The following is a 16,865-nucleotide window of genomic DNA, read 5'->3' on the forward strand; positions in this document are numbered from 1 at the left end:
ATGAAAATAGCATTTACTATTTGCTCTAATAATTATTTAGCTCATGCTAAAACATTAGGAGATTCTTTTTTGGAGTACCATCCAGATACAAAATTCATTATTGGGTTAGTCGATAAAATTGATGCCACTTTTGATTATAGTATGTTTTCTAACTTTTTAATGATTCCCGTTGAAGAATTAGAAATCTCATGCTTTGAAGAATTAAATGAAAAATATAACATTGTAGAACTAAATACAGCCGTTAAGCCATTTTATTTTCATTACATCTTTAAAAAATTTGAAGTAGCAAAATTATTATATATTGATCCAGATATCCTAATTACGAGTCATTTTGATGAGGTTTTTGATATTTTGGATAAAAAAAATATTGTAATAACACCTCATATCTGCGAACCTATTGATGATGAATATGCTCCTACAGATTATCATACACTAAGAGGTGGAGTTTTTAACTTGGGATTTATAGCATTAAGTGATTATGAAAGAGTCAAAGATTTTCTAGATTGGTGGGGTGCAAGAGTAGTAAAATATGGTTTTTGTAATTTTTCAAAAAGTATGTTTTACGATCAAGTATGGATTAATTATGTGCCTGCCTTTTATGATAATTATTTTATTTTGAAGCATCCAGGGTACAACATGGCTAACTGGAATCTACATGAAAGAAAACTTTCAATAAAAAAAGAAAAATACTTTGTAAATGAAGAATATTTTCTTCGTTTTTTTCATTTCAGTAGTTATAAATTTAATAAACCTGAACAAATATGTTCCTATCAAACGAGATTTGATTTTAAAAGCAGACCAGACTTGGTATCTTTATTTGAGGACTATAGACAAAAGCTTCTAAATAATAATGTGATTACAATAGCTGAGTTAAATGTTTTTTATTATCCTAAATCAATAGTTTCTGTAGAGGTAAAAAAGAAAAGCAAAAAAACATTATTATTAAAAATAAATCGTAGAATTAAAAAAGCTATAAAAGTTTTAATGTATGGCTAAGTCTCATAATAAAGTTGTAGTTGTAATCCCAATACATACAGAAAATCCAAGTAAATTGGAATTAATTTCATTTCAGCAATGTTTTAAAATATTGGGGGGGCATGATATTAGAATACTATCCCCACGTGGATTAAATTTAGAAAAATATAATACAGTAATTCCAATTTTTGAGGCTATCTTTATTGATCCTATTTGGCAGTCATCTATCGAAAAATATAATAAACTTAAACTGAGCCAATTTTTTTATAAATTGTTTGATGACTATCAGTTCCTTCTTACCTATGAATTAGATGCTTTTGTTTTTAAGGATGAGCTTATATTTTGGTGTGATAAAGGCTATGATTATATTGGCTCACCTTGGTTTGTAGGTTATGACAAACCTACAGACGAATTTCTAGGAGTAGGAAATTCGGGTTTTTCACTACGAAATATAAAATCAATGCAAAGAGCTGTTAAAAAAGTTTATATACACGAAGCAGCATATCACCCTTTTGGTACGAAAAATAAAATAGTATATAAATTGTTTACACTATTTAATTATTTAAAAATTTATTTTGGAGAAAACCATACTATTCAACGCTCAGTCCATAGAAATGAAGATGGATTCATTAGTCACATTATTGCCAAGAAAATAAAAACCTTTAAAATAGCATCTATTGAAGAGGCGATACCATTTGGTTTTGAAGTTAAGCCTAAATATTTATATCAAATAAATAAAAACGCCTTACCGATGGGGTGTCATGCTTGGTGGAGATATGATTTTGAATTTTGGAAACCTTTTATCGAAAATTTTGGTTATAAAATTAATGCTTAGCTAAAAGAATAATTTAAAATTTATATTTAAAAATAAACAAGTGCAAAAGTTATCTATTATAACCATCAATTACAACAACCTCGAAGGCTTGAAAAGAACCATAGAGAGTGTTGTAAATCAAACTTGGAAAAAATTTGAATATATTATTATTGATGGAGGGTCTACTGATGGTAGTGCTGAATATTTAGAAAAACATAAAGATAATTTTGATTATTGCGTTAGTGAGAAAGATTTAGGGATTTATAATGCGATGAACAAAGGTATTAAAAAATCAACTGGAGACTATTTGTTGTTTTTGAATAGTGGAGATCACTTATATGATGAAATTGTTTTAGAAAACAGTAATTCTTATTTGGATCAATATGATTTGGTTTGTTTTGATATGCAGGTTATTGGTGAAAAAGAATCTAGAATATTTTCAATGTCTGACAAATTACGATTTTCAGATTTGTATTTTGAATCCTTACCACATCCTGCTACTTTTATAAAAAAGCAATTGTTTGATATTGTTGGTTTCTACGATGAAAATTTAAAAATTGTTTCCGATTGGAAATTTTTTATCTTGGCATTGTACAAACACAATTGCAGTTATATGAAAATAAACCAACTTATTTCGACTTTTTATCTCGACGGAATTAGCTCGTATACCAATTATTATCCAGAAAGAAACCAAGTATTGCAAGACTACTTCGGCGGCTTTGTGCTTGATTATAAAGAGTTGCAAAACCATCGAAAAATACTCAAAACTAACCGCATTAAAATGTTGTTTGAAATAGAAAAAACAACAATAGGAAAAAAAATAGTATCTATTTTTTTTAGAATTTATATTAGCTTGTTCTCCAAAAAGAAACTAAAAGACATCATCGATTAAATGATTTTACACGGCAAAAAAATCTTGTTAATCCTTCATGCTGGTGCTCTTGGCGGAGCCGAGCGGCAAGCTATGGGGCTGGCAAAATATAACAGACTATAATTGCAAAGTAGATTTGTTATTAACTTTTTCAGATGAAACAACCGCAGAATTTAATACGTTTGCAGCAAGCTGTGGCATTGATAAAATATTGTTTTTTGGTACATTTTATATTTATTTCCCCAAAGAATTTTCGATAAAAACCTAAAAAGATTAAAATTTCTATTAAAAAGACTTTGATATATTAATGGAGTTAAAAAACAAAAATATTTTATTGGTTTTTCAAGGAGGTAACTTGGGAGGAGCAGAGCGACAAGCGTTTGGGTTAGCTAAATTTCTTACTGAAAAAAGAAACTGTACATTTGATATTCTTTTTGTTTCTTCTAATGTACAGTCAGAAGAGTTTAAGGTTGAATTAGCACTATCAAGTATTAATAAAATTTACTTTTTTGGCACCCCATATATTTTTTTAAAACGAGAATTTACAATAAAAAATCTCAAAAGACTAAAGTGGTCTTTGCAGTATTTATTAAAGCTAAGAAAAGGATTGATTAAATGTAAATATGATGCCATTATACCGTTTCAAAATACACCATCTAAAGTAGCCTATTATTTATATAAAGTATTACCAACAGCTAAATATACATTTTGGCATCAGCTTGGTTTGGACATACTAAAATATGATGTTTTTGAGAGTATTGCAGTTAATAATGTGCCATGTATTATTGGAAATGCCAGTAATTGTCTGGATATGTTTAAAAATGATTACAAAGTAAAAAATCACAAGTTAAATCTATTACCTCAATATTTAAGTTTAGAAAAAGAACATAGAGATAAAAGTACTATTATAAAAAGATTCAGTATACAATCTGACAAGTTTGTTTTTGGCATGATTGCACACTTTAAAAGCTTTAAATATCATGGTCTTTTATTAAAAGTATTTGAAAAATTTAATAAAAAATATCCACTAACTCATCTCATTCTTATCGGAAATAAAGATAATGATGAAAATACTTTGAGTATTTATAATGATTTGAAAAAAGATATTATTGAAACAGATTTAGAATCAAATGTCACTTTACTAAGTAATGAAGATATTACAGATGTTTTGAATATTCTTGATGTTGGTGTTTTACTGTCTTTAATTGAGGGAACACCTAATGTTGTTATGGAATATATGTTATATGGCTTACCTGTAATTTGTTCTAATCACCCTGGCTGTGTTGATTTATTAAAAGATTCTACACTATTAGTTAATAATAATGAAGAAGAAATTTATGAGGCTATGGAAAAAATATTAACTTCAAAACTTTTATACGTTAGAGAGTCTAATAATAATTTGGAGCGAATAAAGAGATACAATGTTGAAAGTTATGTGGAAAATCTTCAACTTATTTTAAATAAAATTTTTCAGTAATGGAGCTCAATTCGCTAGTATCTATAATAATCCCATGCTACAATGATTGGCAATACGTTGAACAAGCAGTCGATTCTGCTTTAAATCAAACGTATGCTTATAAAGAAGTTATAATTGTTGATGATGGGTCAAATAGTAAGACTAAAGAAGTTTTAAAAAGAATTGAACCTAAAATCACGAAGGTGGTTACGCAAGAAAATAAAGGACAAAGTACTGCCAGGAATGTTGGTATTCGAGAGGCTAGTGGAGAGTATATTTTAGTCTTGGATAGTGATGATTTTTTTGAACCAACTTTTTGCGAAAAGGCTGTAGCATTATTTTCAAGCAATGATTTGATTAAAATAATAACCTGTTTTACAAATAGAATTTTTGATAAAAAAAAGATGGATGTATTCAAACCCAAAGGAGGAAGTATAGACGCTTTTTTAATAACTAATTGTGCAATGGGAAGTGCAATGTTTCGAAAATCTGATTGGCAAAAAGTTTTCGGTTATGAAGAGAAAATGACGAATGGTTTTGAAGATTGGGAGTTTTATATTCGTTTATTAAAAGAAAAGGGCACTGCTTATGTAATACCAGAGGTGCTCTTTAATTATCGAATAAAAACAAATTCAACTACAACAAAAGCAAATAAAGTTAAATATACTTTATTGAAAGGCATTTATTTAAAACATAAAGACTTATATATAGATCATTACGAAAACTTTATATTTCATTTATTAGCTCGGATTGAAAGAGAAGAAAAAGAAAAGATTAAGAATGCCTTGCGGCTTGAGTTTAGAATTGGAAAAGCAATTTTAAATCCAATTCGTTTTATAAAATCTCTATTTATATGAATCCTATGGTATCAATAATCATGGCAACCTATAATAGAGCCCACTTTATTAAGGAAACCTTAAATTCTATTTCAGCCCAAACATATTCCAATTGGGAATGTCTAATTATTGATGATGGCGGAACAGATAATACAAAATGTGTTATAGCTCCAATTTTAGAAAAAGAAAGTCGTTTTCAATTTTTAAAACGTCCTAATGACTATGCAAAAGGATTACCAGGTTGCCGTAATTTCGGTTTGGATCTAGCCAAAGGAAATTATATTATTTTTTTTGATGATGATGATATTGTGCATCCACAAAATTTAGAATTATGTGTACAAGAGTTGGAGGATACTGATGTTTATTTTTGCCGTTATATAAGAAATGTTTTTTTTGAAAATTTCGACTATAATTTTGATTTTTCGAAAGAATATAGCTCTTTTTATATAGATGAAAAAGATATTGATAGAATGTTAAAAAATGAACTTCCTTTTAATTCTTGTGCTGTAATGTGGAAGTCAGCGTGCCTTAAAGAAAATCGATTTAGCGAAAATTTAATGTATGCTGAAGAGTGGGAATTGTATTCTAGAATATTGTCTGCGGGTTTTAAAGGAGTATCTATAGAAAAGTGTCTGTTTTTTGGACGTAAACATCCTAACTCAAATACAGGAGAGTTTTACAGCAATAATTCGATTAGAAAAGATTCATATGTAGAAGCTATTTTATTGGTAGTGCAAAATCTAAAAGAGAAACAATTGCTTTCGACTTCATTAAAACGTTATTTTGTAACTCTTTCAAGAGGTTTTAAAGAGTATAATTTATTTGAAAATATTTTAAAAATTTTCGATTTGCCTACTTCTGAAAAATTAAAGTGGCAACTCTTTTACACAACTTTACCTTTGCGACTTTTTGTTTATAGAATTAAGAAAAAAGTATTGAAAAAAATATAATGAAAATCCTCCTTTGTTTTGGAACCCGTCCAGAAGCTATAAAAATGGCAGTACTTTATCACGAATTGCAACAAAACGATTTTGAAGCAAAAATATGTGTGACGGCACAGCACCGTGAAATGCTGGATCAGGTTTTAGATTTCTTCGAAATAGTTCCAGATTATGACCTCGATTTGATGCAACCCAATCAAACCTTAAATGGGTTAAGTGCCAAAATTCTGTCGAATATGGATGCGGTTTTAACACAAGAGAAGCCGGATTTGGTTTTGGTACATGGTGATACAACCACTTCCTCTATGGCGGCTTTGGCCACATTTCATTTGGGTATAAAAGTGGGTCATGTTGAAGCAGGTTTGAGAACCTATAATAAAGAAGCTCCATTTCCAGAAGAAGTCAATCGCCAAATTTCCAGCCGAATTGCCGATATTCATTTTACACCAACAAAGCAAGCTACAAAAAACTTATTAAACGAGGGAATATCTCAAAGTGAAATTATAGAAACAGGAAACACGGTGATCGATGCTTTGTTTTGGACAATTAACAAAATTGGGAATGGACATTACAAACATCCTGAAATAACAGCATTAAAAAATACCATTCCAATAGATAAAAAGATTGTATTAGTAACAGGACATCGTCGGGAAAATTTTGGGCAAGGCATAAAAAACCTTTGTGACGCATTATTAGAAATTGCCCAACGGGATGATGTTACTATAGTCTATCCAGTGCATTTGAATCCAAATGTAAAAGATGTAGTTTATGATTTGTTATCTGCGCATCAAAATATTTACTTGATCCCGCCAGTCTCTTATCCTGCCTTTGTTTGGCTGATGCTGCAATCTTTCATGATTATTACAGATTCTGGTGGTATTCAGGAAGAAGCACCATCACTAGGAAAACCGGTTGTGGTTACCCGTACGGTTTCTGAAAGACCAGAGGGAGTAGATGCAGGATTTTCAATTTTAGCAGGGACAGATAAAAATAAAATTATTGCTGCTATGCGAGATATTCTGGATAATTTTGCTGGCTTTGAAAATTCTAAAAACCCCTATGGGGATGGAGATGCATCAAAAATTATTATTGATTATTTAAAAACAATTAATCAAAACTATTTTAGATGAGGGCAAAATCGATAGGTTTAAGAATAATAAAACACATACCTATTAATTTATTTAGGATTTTTTTGCTAAAAAAAATCTTTAATTATTCTATTGGGAAAAATGTAAAAATCGGGAAAACTACAATTAATTGTGCTAAAGTAACAATTGGAGACAATGTTTATATTGCCAGCAAAAATGTAATAGTCTGCAATGAATTATCTATTGGGGATAACACATCTATACATTCTGGAAACGTGATTCAAGGAAACGCCAATTTTTCTATCGGAAATAATTCTAGAATTATAAACAACCATCATTTTGATTTATGGAATGATATCCAAATAGGTAATAATTCATGGATTGCTGGCAAAAACAGCCATTTTTGGACACACGGTTCTATTCATACAAAAACTAGAAATAAAAACTTATCTATTGTAATAAAAGATAATGTTTATGTCGGTTCAGCTTGTAGTTTTGCGCCAGGAGTAGTCATTGAAAGTGTAAATTTAATAGGTTTGGGAAGTGTAGTCACACGAAGCTTTACAGCAAATGAAACTATTATTGCAGGTAATCCTGCTTTGATTGTAAAGGAGGCTATAGATTGGAGAATTAATTGGTAAAAATGATAAAAAAAGTACTAGTCGTTGTAGATTCTATCAATATAGAGGATAGTAGTGGCTCAAAAGTAAATGTCGCATTGATTCAGAATTTAGCAACTGCTGGTTTTGAGGTTTTAGTATATCATTATACCAGAAAAAATATTCAATTAGAAGGAGTAGATTGTTATTCTATTCCCGAAATTAAGTATTGTCCTTTGTATTTCCTAAGTCGATTGCAACGTGTTTTACAGCGAAATATGAAGGTGAATCTTGCTCCATTCTTAGAAAGTTTATTTGGTTTTTCATTTACTTTTTTTAATGATGCTAATAGTATTGCAAGAGCTTTAAAAAAATGTGATTTTCAATCTAATCTGGTATTAACTTTAAGTAAAGGAGCGAGTTTCAGGCCTCATTATGCTGTTTTGAAACTACCTGAATTACATAGTAAATGGATGGCGTATGTCCATGATCCGTATCCATTTCATTATTATCCTAGACCCTATAATTGGGTAGAGCCGGGCTATCAATTTAAAGAAGATTTCTTTAGGAAGGTGTCAGAAAAAGCTAAATATAGTGCTTTTCCAAGTTTGTTATTAAACGAATGGATGGGAAGTTATTTGCCTAATTTTTTAAAAACTGGCATTGTCATACCACATCAAAATTCAAAATATGAAATTCAAAATACTGATTTTCCTGATTATTTTGATAGTTTAAAATTTAATATTCTGCATGCTGGAAATCTCATGAAACAACGTTCTCCTGAGGGGTTAATTGAAGGTTTTAAGTTGTTCTTAAATCAAAATCCAGAAGCACGAAAAGAGTCTAAATTAATTTTATTAGGGAATGCGTCGTATCACTCTTCCATGCTAAAGGAATATGAAATTGATAATCCTGAAATTTATATTTATAATGGGAATATTCCTTTCGATACAGTATATAATCTTCAAAAAAATGCATCTGTGAATGTAATTTTGGAATCAAAATCAGAGATTAGCCCATTTCTTCCTGGGAAATTCCCACATTGTATTGAGGCAAATAAAATAATATTTTCTTTGGCTCCCTATTATAGTGAAACTAGAAGATTATTAGGAAATAATTATCCGTATTGGGCAGAGGTAGATGAGGTTGGTAAAATAGCTATTGTTATTACTGCGTTGTATCAATTATGGAAACAAGACCCAGATAGTTTACTGTTGAATAGAAAGGATTTAGTCGAATATTTGTCTGCTGATTATTTGAGTGAAATAATTAAAGGTTTGGAAATAATCAATTAAAATAAATTTTATAAAAAAAGTGATATAAAATTTATTAGTTTAAAAATACAAAAAATGCAAGCCTCAATTCTCATTGTATCAAAAAACAGAAAACAAGATTTAGTCAAGACTTTAGGTATCATTGACTCTTTAATTGATAGAACCCAAGTTGAGGTTCTTGTTTTTTTAGATGGCTGTATAGATAGTTCTAAAAATCTTATTGACGAATTAAAATGGGTTAGGTTTTTTGTTTCTGAAAAGTCTATCGGAGCGTCGGCAGCTAGGCATAAAATTTATCCGCTTGCCAAATCGGAAATCTTAATTGGTTTAGATGATGATGCACATCCATTAAACATAGATTTTATTTCTAAAATTGAAAATCTGTTTAAGGAAAATCCTAATGTTGGTATTTTTGCTTTCGAGGAAATTAAAGGTATTTTTGCTTCAGATGAAGAAGCATTATCACAAGCTGAAGGGACTAAGAATGAGTTTTTATGTTCCGAATTTATTGGCTGTGGATTTGCTATTCGAAAGGCAGTGTATGGTATAACAAATGGATTTCCAGTTTGGATTGATATTTATGGAGAAGAATCATGCCTTTCGATAGAAGTGATGAGTAAAGGATATGATATTTTGTATACTAATGAAATCAAAATAAATCATAGGGTAAATAAAGTACAACGAAAATTGAATAAACAGAATTATTTTAGATTTGGCAAACAGCTAAAAAATTCCACTTATTATTTTTTGGTTTATTATCCGTCTCCACTTTTGAATATTTTAAAATTGTATTGGCATAATTTTAAAAAGTATGCTTTGACTGATTGGGTGTGTTTTAGAATATATTTTAAATCGGTATTAATTGTACTAGTTAATATTCCTAGAGTTCTGCAACATCGCAATCCTATTGATAAAGCTGTGATAACTAAAATGAGAAGTTTGTCGTCTTTAAAATTTTAATATGAAATCAAACCCTTATATCATAGCCGAAATAGGCCAAGCCCACGAAGGTAGTTTAGGAATTTTATATTCCTACATCGATGCTATTGCTCAAACAGGCGTTGATGCGATCAAGTTTCAAATGCACATTGCTGAAGCCGAAAGTAGCGAACATGAACCTTTTCGTGTAAAGTTTTCACTAGAAGACAAAACCAGATTCGATTATTGGAATCGTATGGGTTTTTCTTTAGAACAATGGAAAGGGATTAAACAACATTGTGAAAGTTTAGGTCTCGATTTTATTTGTTCTCCTTTTAGCAATTTGGCTGTAGATTGGCTGGAAGAAATAGGAGTAACGCGATACAAAATAGGTTCTGGTGAAGTAAATAATTTTTTGATTTTAGAAAAAATTGCTCAGACTAAAAAGCCAGTAATTCTGTCTTCAGGAATGAGTTCTTATAAAGAATTAGACCAGACAGTAGCTTTTTTGAAAGAAAGGAATGTTGATTTTTCTATTTTGCAATGTACGACTGCTTATCCTACTCAACCAGAACAATACGGTTTGAATGTGATTCAAGAACTAAAAGAAAGGTATAATGTTCCGATAGGATTTTCGGATCATTCAGCACGAATAGAAACTTGTATTGCTGCGACTGCCTTGGGAGCAGTAATATTGGAGTTTCATGTTGTCTTTGATAGACAAATTTTTGGACCTGATTCTAAATCTTCAATTACGATTTCTGAAACTAGAGATTTAGTTATTGCTGTTCGCAATATTAAGAACGCAATACAACATCCTATAGATAAAAATTCAAACAAAAGTTTTGTGGAACTCAAACAAATATTCGAAAAGTCACTAGCTGTCAATAAAGATTTACCCAAAAATCACACTATCACTTTTGATGATTTAGAAGCAAAAAAACCAAAAGGATTTGGAATTGAGGCATCAAAATTTAAAGCAGTTATTGGCAAAAAGCTTACTTTTGGCAAAAATAAATGGGATTTTCTAAAGGAAGAAGATATACAATGAGCAAACGAAAAATAGCAGTAGTAATTACAGCGCGCCCCTCATACAGCCGCGTAAAAACGGTTTTGTCCGCAATTGATCAGCATCCTGATTTAGAATTGCAATTAATCATTGCAGCATCTGCCTTACTAGATCGATACGGATCAGCCGTGAATTACATTGAGAAAGATGGTTTCGTTATTGCTGCTAAGGTATTTAATGTCTTGGAGGGGGAAAATTTGACAGCTGCTGCCAAAACAACCGGAATCGGTATTTTAGAATTATCTACAGTATTTGATAACCTAAAACCTGATATTGTAGTTACCGTTGCTGATCGGTTTGAAACTATGGCAACCGCTATTGCGGCTTCATACATGAACATTCCTTTAGCACATATTCAAGGTGGAGAAGTTACCGGAAATATTGATGAAAAAGTGCGTCATGCCATTACTAAGCTGGCTGATTATCATTTTACAGCTTCAGAAAATGCCAGGGAAAGAGTTATTAGATTGGGAGAAAATCCTGATTTTGTTTTTAATACAGGATGTCCGTCTATAGATATTGCTTTAGAAATCAGTAAAATTAAAGGATTGAATTTTAATCCGTATCAAAAATATGGAGGGGTTGGCGCAGCACCTGATTTGTCTAGTGGCTATTTGGTTGTTATGCAGCATCCCGTTACCACCGAATATCAAGATTCAAGAAAACATATCGAAGAAACACTTGAAGCGGTAAAAGAATTGAATATGCCTACCTTATGGTTTTGGCCCAATGTTGATGCGGGTGCAGATGGAACTTCAACTGGAATAAGGGCTTTTCGGGAGCATCACAAATTGGAAAATGTGCATTTTTTCAAAAATATGGAAGGAGATGATTTTCTAGTTTTATTGCATAATGCTAAAGCACTAATAGGAAATTCAAGTGTAGGCATCAGAGAATGTGCCTATCTGGGTGTTCCGGTTGTTAATATTGGTTCAAGACAAAATAAACGGGATCGAGGAAATAATGTAGTGGATGTAGATTACAATAAAGATGAAATAATTGAAGCGATTAATAGTATTATAAAAAACGGGAAATCTGAAACTTCGGCTGTATATGGAGGTGGCAATGCAGGAGCAACTATAGCAGATTTATTAAATAAAATACCTTTGCAGTTTCATAAAACGATAATGTATTAATGAGAGTTTTAGCAATTATTCCAGCCCGTGGGGGTAGTAAAGGAGTTCCTGGTAAAAATAGCAAGTTATTAGGCGGTAAACCTTTAATCGCTTATTCTATAGAACAAGCGATTGCTAGTAACTCATTTGCAAAGATTATTGTTTCTACAGACGATGAAGCCATTGCCCAAATAGCAATAGATTTTGGTGCTGAAGTTCCATTTATTAGACCCTCTGAATTGGCAAATGATACAGCTTCGAGTATTGATGTTGTTCAGCATACCATAGGTTTTTTAGCATCTAAAAATGAATTTTTTGATGCTGTTTGTTTACTACAGCCTACCTCACCATTTCGTGAAAAGGGATTTATAACTAAAGCAATTTCAAAGTTTTCTTCTACTGATTCAGATGCCTTGGTTTCCGTTTTGCCAGTTCCCCATGAATACAATCCACATTGGATTTTTCAAGCGGATACAAGTGGAATGTTACAAATTGCTACTGGAGATAAAGAAATTATTAAGAGAAGACAAGAATTGCCTCAAGCTTTTTTTAGAGATGGCGCTATTTATTTAACCAAATTAGCATCCATAAAAAAAGGAACTTTCTATGGCGAAAAATTAAGTTATATAGAAAGTAATCCCTATTTATACGTCAATATTGATACGATGGAAGATTGGATACAGGCGGAACAAAAATTACCAACCATTTTATCTTTAATCTAGATGTGTGGTATTGCAGGTATTTTAGGAGCCAATCCTAAAAATGTTTCAACTATTCAATTGATGCTCGAAGCGCAAAAACATCGAGGCCCTGATGCCATGAGTTTTTGGAATAATGACAAAGTAGTTTTTGGTCACAATCGATTGAGCATTATTGATTTGTCCGAAAGTGCTAACCAGCCGATGATAAGTAATTGTGGAAATTATATCATTGTTTTTAATGGCGAAATCTATAATTATGTAGAGCTCAAAAAAGAATTGACATCTTATTTTTTTTCAACGACTTCTGATACTGAGGTTTTATTGGCAGCGTATATTCAATGGAATTCTAAAATGTTAGAGAAACTAAATGGAATGTTCAGTTTTGCCATTTGGAATAAAAAAGAAAATACTCTTTTTGCCGCCCGAGACCGATTTGGCGTAAAGCCATTTTATTATACTTTTTTTGAAAAGCAGTTTTATTTTTCGAGTGAAATAAAAACACTTTTTGAAGCAGGAATTCCAAAAAATAAAAATCAAAAAGTTTGGGCCAATTATTTTAGTTTTGGTACCTATGGATTGCCAGATGAAACTTTTTATGAGGATATTCACCAATTAAAAGCGGGGCATTTTTTTGAAATAAAATTTTCTGATAACCTCAATTGCAATAATCTTCAACCTCAGATGTGGTATGATTTCCCGGAACGGATCTCAAAGATGCAGCAACTGCCAAAGTCAGCCTTAAAAGAACGTTATGAAGGTTTGTTGGAAGAAGCAATTCAACTCCGTTTTAGGGCAGATGTTCCTTTGGGAATGAATGTCAGCGGTGGTTTGGATTCTTCCACTTTAATAAATTTAGTTCATCGGAATCTGCCTTCTCAAAAAAATATTGAAGCCTTTACGTTTTATTCTAATAATAAAAATTATGATGAATTGCCTTGGGTAAATGAGTTGATGCAATCAACACCTTATGTACTTCATAAAGTACTTTTAAATCATGCGGACATTCCTGAATTGATTAAAAAAGTGAGCTATTATCAAGATGAGCCTTTCGGCGGATTTCCAACATTGGCCTACAGTTTATTATTTCAATCGGCAAGGCAAAAAGGGATTAAGGTAATCCTTGATGGACAGGGGATGGATGAGGCTTGGGCTGGATATGATTATTACCACAATAAAAGTAATAGTGTCATTCAGGGAGTTACAGCAAGTCCAGTGCGACCAGAAGTGTTATTGCCTGAATTTAGAGATTTGGCTGATAAAGAAGTGTACAGAAGACCTTTTGACAATGATTTGCAAAATCTACAATATCGCGATTTGTTTTATACAAAAATCCCAAGAGCGTTACGATTTAATGATAGAATCAGTATGATGCATAGCACAGAGCTGCGCGAACCTTTTTTAGATTATCGATTAGTAGAATTAGCTTTTGCTCTAAGTGCTGCAATGAAAATACATAATGGACAAACTAAATGGCTATTGCGAAATTTAGTAAAAGAGCATTTAGGAGATACTGTTGCACTGGCTCCTAAAAGAGCATTGCAAACGCCACAAAGAGAATGGATTGCGCAAGAATTGAGACCTTATTTTTCTGAAAAAATAGAGCAGTTTTCTAAAATTGATTTTGTAGATGGGAAGCAGGTGAGTGCTATTTGGAAAGCATATTGTAATGGGAATCAAGATAATAGTTTTTACCTTTGGCAGTGGGTAAACAGTGTAGTATTATAATGGAATTATATAAATGAAAAAACTAGGAATAGTAATAACAGATGGCGTTGGATTCAAGAATTTTATTTTAAGTGATTTCTTATCAGAGGCAGAACAGCAATTTGATGAGGTAGTTATTTTATCCTGCCTTCCAGCATCTGTTTATGAAGGTTTTCTGCAAAAATCAAAAGTCATTGAACTAGCCGTTTTTCAGGAAAAGTTCCCAACTTGGTTTTTTAGAAAAGCAAAAGAAATAGCTCATCTGCAATTGCATAAAAACAATAATTTTGGAATAACAGATAATTTGAACACTAATAAATCCAAAGCTAAAACTCCCAGAGGTTTTGCTACCAGATTCATTTTTAAATGGACCTCGGTGTTTTATTCCGAGAGCCATATCCAGTTTTATAATAAATTGCAACAGCTTTCTTTTAAGAATAATTCAATCGTAAAAAACTATAGAAGCATTTTAAAAAAGCAAAGATTTGACATATTGTTTTTTACGCATCAAAGACCACCATTTATTGCACCATTGGGTTATTGGGCTGAGAAGCTGAAAGTCAAAACAGCTTCTTTTATTTTTAGCTGGGACAATTTAGCATCTAAGGGAAGAATGGCAGCTAACTTTGATTATTACTTGGTCTGGAGTGATTTAATGAAAGAAGAATTACTGCATTTTTATAAAAAAGTAAAATCGCAAAATATTGCAGCCGTGGGTACTCCTCAGTTTGAACCTTACGTTTTAGAAAGATATCAAATTGCGAAAAATGATTTCTATACCAGATTCCATTTAGAACCTTCCAAAAAAACGATTTGTTTTAGCTGTGGTGATATTTCAACGAGTAAAAATGATGAATTGTATATCACTACAATTGCTGAGGCGATTCAGGACAATAAGATTCAGAATGTTAATCTTATCGTCCGCACATCGCCGGCAGAAGACCCAATTAGATTTGAACTTTTTGTAAAAAAATATCCTTTTATACAATGGAATTATCCCAAATGGCATTTAGCTAGAAAAGGACATCAGGAAGAATGGTCACAGCGAATTCCTTCAAAAGAGGATGTTACAGATTTGCGAAGTATTTTAGAATATTCGGATTTAAATGTCAATATGCTTTCTACTATGAGTCTGGATTTTATGCAATTTGATAAATCGGTTATAAATCCAGTATTTGGGAATGCAAAAAATGGACTTTATGATGATCAGCGGTTTTTAGAATATCCACATATTAAAAAGGTGGTAAATTCTAATGCAACTAGGATTGTCAAAAACGAACAAGAGCTCATTGATGCCATAAAGCTATATTTAGAGAAACCCAATACAGACTCTGAAAACAGAAAACAGTTAATTCAGATGCAGATTGGAAAACCCCTCGCAGGAACTTCTGAAAGAATCGCAACAACTTTAAAAAAATGGAGTCAAGAAAAATAGCAGTTATCTGCAATTATGAACTTCTGCCGGAACGAGTAGGGGGAATGGATCAATTTTTCTGGCAGTTTGATGCCAAATGTAAAGAAAATAATATTCAGGCAGATTGGTTTTTTCCCAACGTATCCATTCATGGAGAGTATTATAAACTCACCATTTTAGAAAGCAAGAATGGTACTGTCGAATCTTCTTTTCTAGATTATTGTTCTCAAAATAATGTGCATTATGAATATGTCATCACTCATTTTATAGAGTTGTGTACGCCTTTTTTTAAAAAAGCTAAGCAAATTCCTGAGACAAAAATCATTGCAGTAGATCATAATCCAAGGCCAATAAATGGTTATTCTTTTCAGAAAAAAATAAAGAAAAAAATCAAAGGATTATTGTATTCAAAATACATTGACACTTTTATTGGTGTTTCTGATTATACAAAAAAAGAGCTTATTAAAGATTTTGGATTTCAAATAAAAAATAAAACTCGGGTAATTCACAATGGAATTGCATTAGATGATATCCAAGTGAGACAAAAACGAAACGAATCTAAACCTGTTTTTTTAACAGCTTCACATTTACGGGAATCTAAAGGAATTCAAGATTTAATTCAGGCTGTATTTTTATTGCCCGAAGCCATAAAAAAAGAATTGGTTATCGATATTTATGGTGATGGCCCTTATAGAACATATTTGCAAGATAAAGTCAAAAGATTGGCATTAGATGCTTGTTTTAATTTTAAAGGAAGCAGAGCCGAGCTAAAATCTATTTATTGCCATTATGATTATATGCTGCAACCAACGCATATGGAATGTTTCAGTTTGTCTATTTTAGAAAGTTTAGCTGCGAATGTACCTGTTATTACTACAAACGTTGGAGGTAATGAAGAAGCTGTGACTAATGCCGTTAATGGTTATATTTTTGACCCCAAAAATGTTTCTGCTTTAAAGGAGATTATTGAAGAAGTTTGTTTAGGGACTAAAAAAATTGATTTGAATACGAGGATTGACATCGAAAATCGGTTTTCTTTAAAGGAAATGGTGCAGCAGCATTTCGAACAAATCCATAATTAATCTTAAAT

At 31.5% G+C, this 16,865-nt stretch carries 16 protein-coding genes; all 16 read left to right on the forward strand.

The annotated features are described in order from the left end of the window. The 16 genes from IRZ80_RS02720 (at position 1) to IRZ80_RS02795 (ending at position 16,857) form a co-directional block, all read left to right on the forward strand. Entirely contained in the window at positions 1 to 996 is a 996-nt protein-coding gene (locus IRZ80_RS02720; protein ID WP_194640022.1) for a glycosyl transferase, read from the forward strand. Further along, positions 989 to 1,810, forward strand: a complete 822-nt coding sequence (locus tag IRZ80_RS02725) for a DUF5672 family protein (RefSeq protein ID WP_194640023.1) — start codon at positions 989 to 991, stop codon at positions 1,808 to 1,810. The genes IRZ80_RS02720 and IRZ80_RS02725 overlap by 8 nt, the downstream gene beginning before the upstream one ends. A gap of 40 nt (positions 1,811 to 1,850) precedes the next feature. After that, the gene (locus IRZ80_RS02730; protein ID WP_194640024.1) at positions 1,851 to 2,681 is read left to right on the forward strand and encodes a glycosyltransferase family 2 protein; all 831 of its coding nucleotides are present in this window, start codon (positions 1,851 to 1,853) and stop codon (positions 2,679 to 2,681) included. Between the two features lie 286 nt (positions 2,682 to 2,967). Then, complete coding sequence (locus tag IRZ80_RS02735) at positions 2,968 to 4,137, forward strand: glycosyltransferase (protein WP_194640025.1); 1,170 nt, start codon at positions 2,968 to 2,970, stop codon at positions 4,135 to 4,137. Continuing rightward, entirely contained in the window at positions 4,137 to 4,973 is an 837-nt protein-coding gene (locus tag IRZ80_RS02740) for a glycosyltransferase family 2 protein (protein ID WP_194640026.1), read from the forward strand. Before IRZ80_RS02735 ends, IRZ80_RS02740 begins: the two co-directional genes overlap by 1 nt. Further along, on the forward strand, positions 4,970 to 5,902 hold the full coding sequence (locus IRZ80_RS02745) for a glycosyltransferase family 2 protein (protein WP_194640027.1): 933 nt from the start codon (positions 4,970 to 4,972) through the stop codon (positions 5,900 to 5,902). Before IRZ80_RS02740 ends, IRZ80_RS02745 begins: the two co-directional genes overlap by 4 nt. After that, positions 5,902 to 7,023 (forward strand): non-hydrolyzing UDP-N-acetylglucosamine 2-epimerase, encoded by a 1,122-nt coding sequence (wecB, locus tag IRZ80_RS02750; RefSeq protein ID WP_194640028.1) that lies wholly within the window; start codon positions 5,902 to 5,904, stop codon positions 7,021 to 7,023. Before IRZ80_RS02745 ends, wecB begins: the two co-directional genes overlap by 1 nt. Beyond that, the gene (locus tag IRZ80_RS02755; RefSeq protein WP_194640029.1) at positions 7,020 to 7,622 is read left to right on the forward strand and encodes an acyltransferase; all 603 of its coding nucleotides are present in this window, start codon (positions 7,020 to 7,022) and stop codon (positions 7,620 to 7,622) included. Before wecB ends, IRZ80_RS02755 begins: the two co-directional genes overlap by 4 nt. A gap of 2 nt (positions 7,623 to 7,624) precedes the next feature. After that, the gene (locus IRZ80_RS02760; protein ID WP_194640030.1) at positions 7,625 to 8,875 is read left to right on the forward strand and encodes a UDP-glycosyltransferase; all 1,251 of its coding nucleotides are present in this window, start codon (positions 7,625 to 7,627) and stop codon (positions 8,873 to 8,875) included. A gap of 54 nt (positions 8,876 to 8,929) precedes the next feature. Beyond that, a complete protein-coding gene (locus IRZ80_RS02765) occupies positions 8,930 to 9,814 on the forward strand; it encodes a glycosyltransferase family 2 protein (protein WP_194640031.1) in 885 nt (294 codons plus the stop codon). A gap of 1 nt (position 9,815) precedes the next feature. Further along, positions 9,816 to 10,823, forward strand: coding sequence for an N-acetylneuraminate synthase family protein (locus IRZ80_RS02770; protein ID WP_194640032.1), 1,008 nt, complete (start codon positions 9,816 to 9,818; stop codon positions 10,821 to 10,823). Then, complete coding sequence (gene neuC, locus IRZ80_RS02775; protein WP_194640175.1) at positions 10,820 to 11,977, forward strand: UDP-N-acetylglucosamine 2-epimerase; 1,158 nt, start codon at positions 10,820 to 10,822, stop codon at positions 11,975 to 11,977. The genes IRZ80_RS02770 and neuC overlap by 4 nt, the downstream gene beginning before the upstream one ends. Further along, entirely contained in the window at positions 11,977 to 12,678 is a 702-nt protein-coding gene (locus tag IRZ80_RS02780; RefSeq protein WP_194640033.1) for a cytidylyltransferase domain-containing protein, read from the forward strand. The genes neuC and IRZ80_RS02780 overlap by 1 nt, the downstream gene beginning before the upstream one ends. Further along, positions 12,679 to 14,382 (forward strand): asparagine synthase (glutamine-hydrolyzing), encoded by a 1,704-nt coding sequence (gene asnB / locus IRZ80_RS02785; protein ID WP_194640034.1) that lies wholly within the window; start codon positions 12,679 to 12,681, stop codon positions 14,380 to 14,382. 13 nt (positions 14,383 to 14,395) lie between these two features. After that, positions 14,396 to 15,796, forward strand: a complete 1,401-nt coding sequence (locus tag IRZ80_RS02790; RefSeq protein ID WP_194640035.1) for a hypothetical protein — start codon at positions 14,396 to 14,398, stop codon at positions 15,794 to 15,796. Continuing rightward, positions 15,778 to 16,857, forward strand: a complete 1,080-nt coding sequence (locus tag IRZ80_RS02795) for a glycosyltransferase family 4 protein (RefSeq protein ID WP_228520781.1) — start codon at positions 15,778 to 15,780, stop codon at positions 16,855 to 16,857. The genes IRZ80_RS02790 and IRZ80_RS02795 overlap by 19 nt, the downstream gene beginning before the upstream one ends. Positions 16,858 to 16,865 lie beyond the last annotated feature (8 nt).

Source organism: Flavobacterium sp. HJJ, from assembly GCF_015351475.1.
GTDB lineage: Bacteria > Bacteroidota > Bacteroidia > Flavobacteriales > Flavobacteriaceae > Flavobacterium > Flavobacterium marginilacus.

Bases quoted from the DNA above. Each gene is read 5' to 3' on its own strand.
- IRZ80_RS02740 (WP_194640026.1), top strand. From the start codon at position 4,137: ATGGAGCTCAATTCGCTAGTATCTATAATAATCCCATGCTACAATGAT.
- IRZ80_RS02755 (WP_194640029.1), top strand. From the start codon at position 7,020: ATGAGGGCAAAATCGATAGGTTTAAGAATAATAAAACACATACCTATT.
- IRZ80_RS02725 (WP_194640023.1), top strand. From the start codon at position 989: ATGGCTAAGTCTCATAATAAAGTTGTAGTTGTAATCCCAATACATACA.
- neuC (WP_194640175.1), top strand. From the start codon at position 10,820: ATGAGCAAACGAAAAATAGCAGTAGTAATTACAGCGCGCCCCTCATAC.
- IRZ80_RS02770 (WP_194640032.1), top strand. From the start codon at position 9,816: ATGAAATCAAACCCTTATATCATAGCCGAAATAGGCCAAGCCCACGAA.
- IRZ80_RS02790 (WP_194640035.1), top strand. From the start codon at position 14,396: ATGAAAAAACTAGGAATAGTAATAACAGATGGCGTTGGATTCAAGAAT.
- IRZ80_RS02760 (WP_194640030.1), top strand. From the start codon at position 7,625: ATGATAAAAAAAGTACTAGTCGTTGTAGATTCTATCAATATAGAGGAT.
- asnB (WP_194640034.1), top strand. From the start codon at position 12,679: ATGTGTGGTATTGCAGGTATTTTAGGAGCCAATCCTAAAAATGTTTCA.
- IRZ80_RS02795 (WP_228520781.1), top strand. From the start codon at position 15,778: ATGGAGTCAAGAAAAATAGCAGTTATCTGCAATTATGAACTTCTGCCG.
- IRZ80_RS02765 (WP_194640031.1), top strand. From the start codon at position 8,930: ATGCAAGCCTCAATTCTCATTGTATCAAAAAACAGAAAACAAGATTTA.
- IRZ80_RS02780 (WP_194640033.1), top strand. From the start codon at position 11,977: ATGAGAGTTTTAGCAATTATTCCAGCCCGTGGGGGTAGTAAAGGAGTT.
- IRZ80_RS02720 (WP_194640022.1), top strand. From the start codon at position 1: ATGAAAATAGCATTTACTATTTGCTCTAATAATTATTTAGCTCATGCT.
- wecB (WP_194640028.1), top strand. From the start codon at position 5,902: ATGAAAATCCTCCTTTGTTTTGGAACCCGTCCAGAAGCTATAAAAATG.
- IRZ80_RS02735 (WP_194640025.1), top strand. From the start codon at position 2,968: ATGGAGTTAAAAAACAAAAATATTTTATTGGTTTTTCAAGGAGGTAAC.
- IRZ80_RS02745 (WP_194640027.1), top strand. From the start codon at position 4,970: ATGAATCCTATGGTATCAATAATCATGGCAACCTATAATAGAGCCCAC.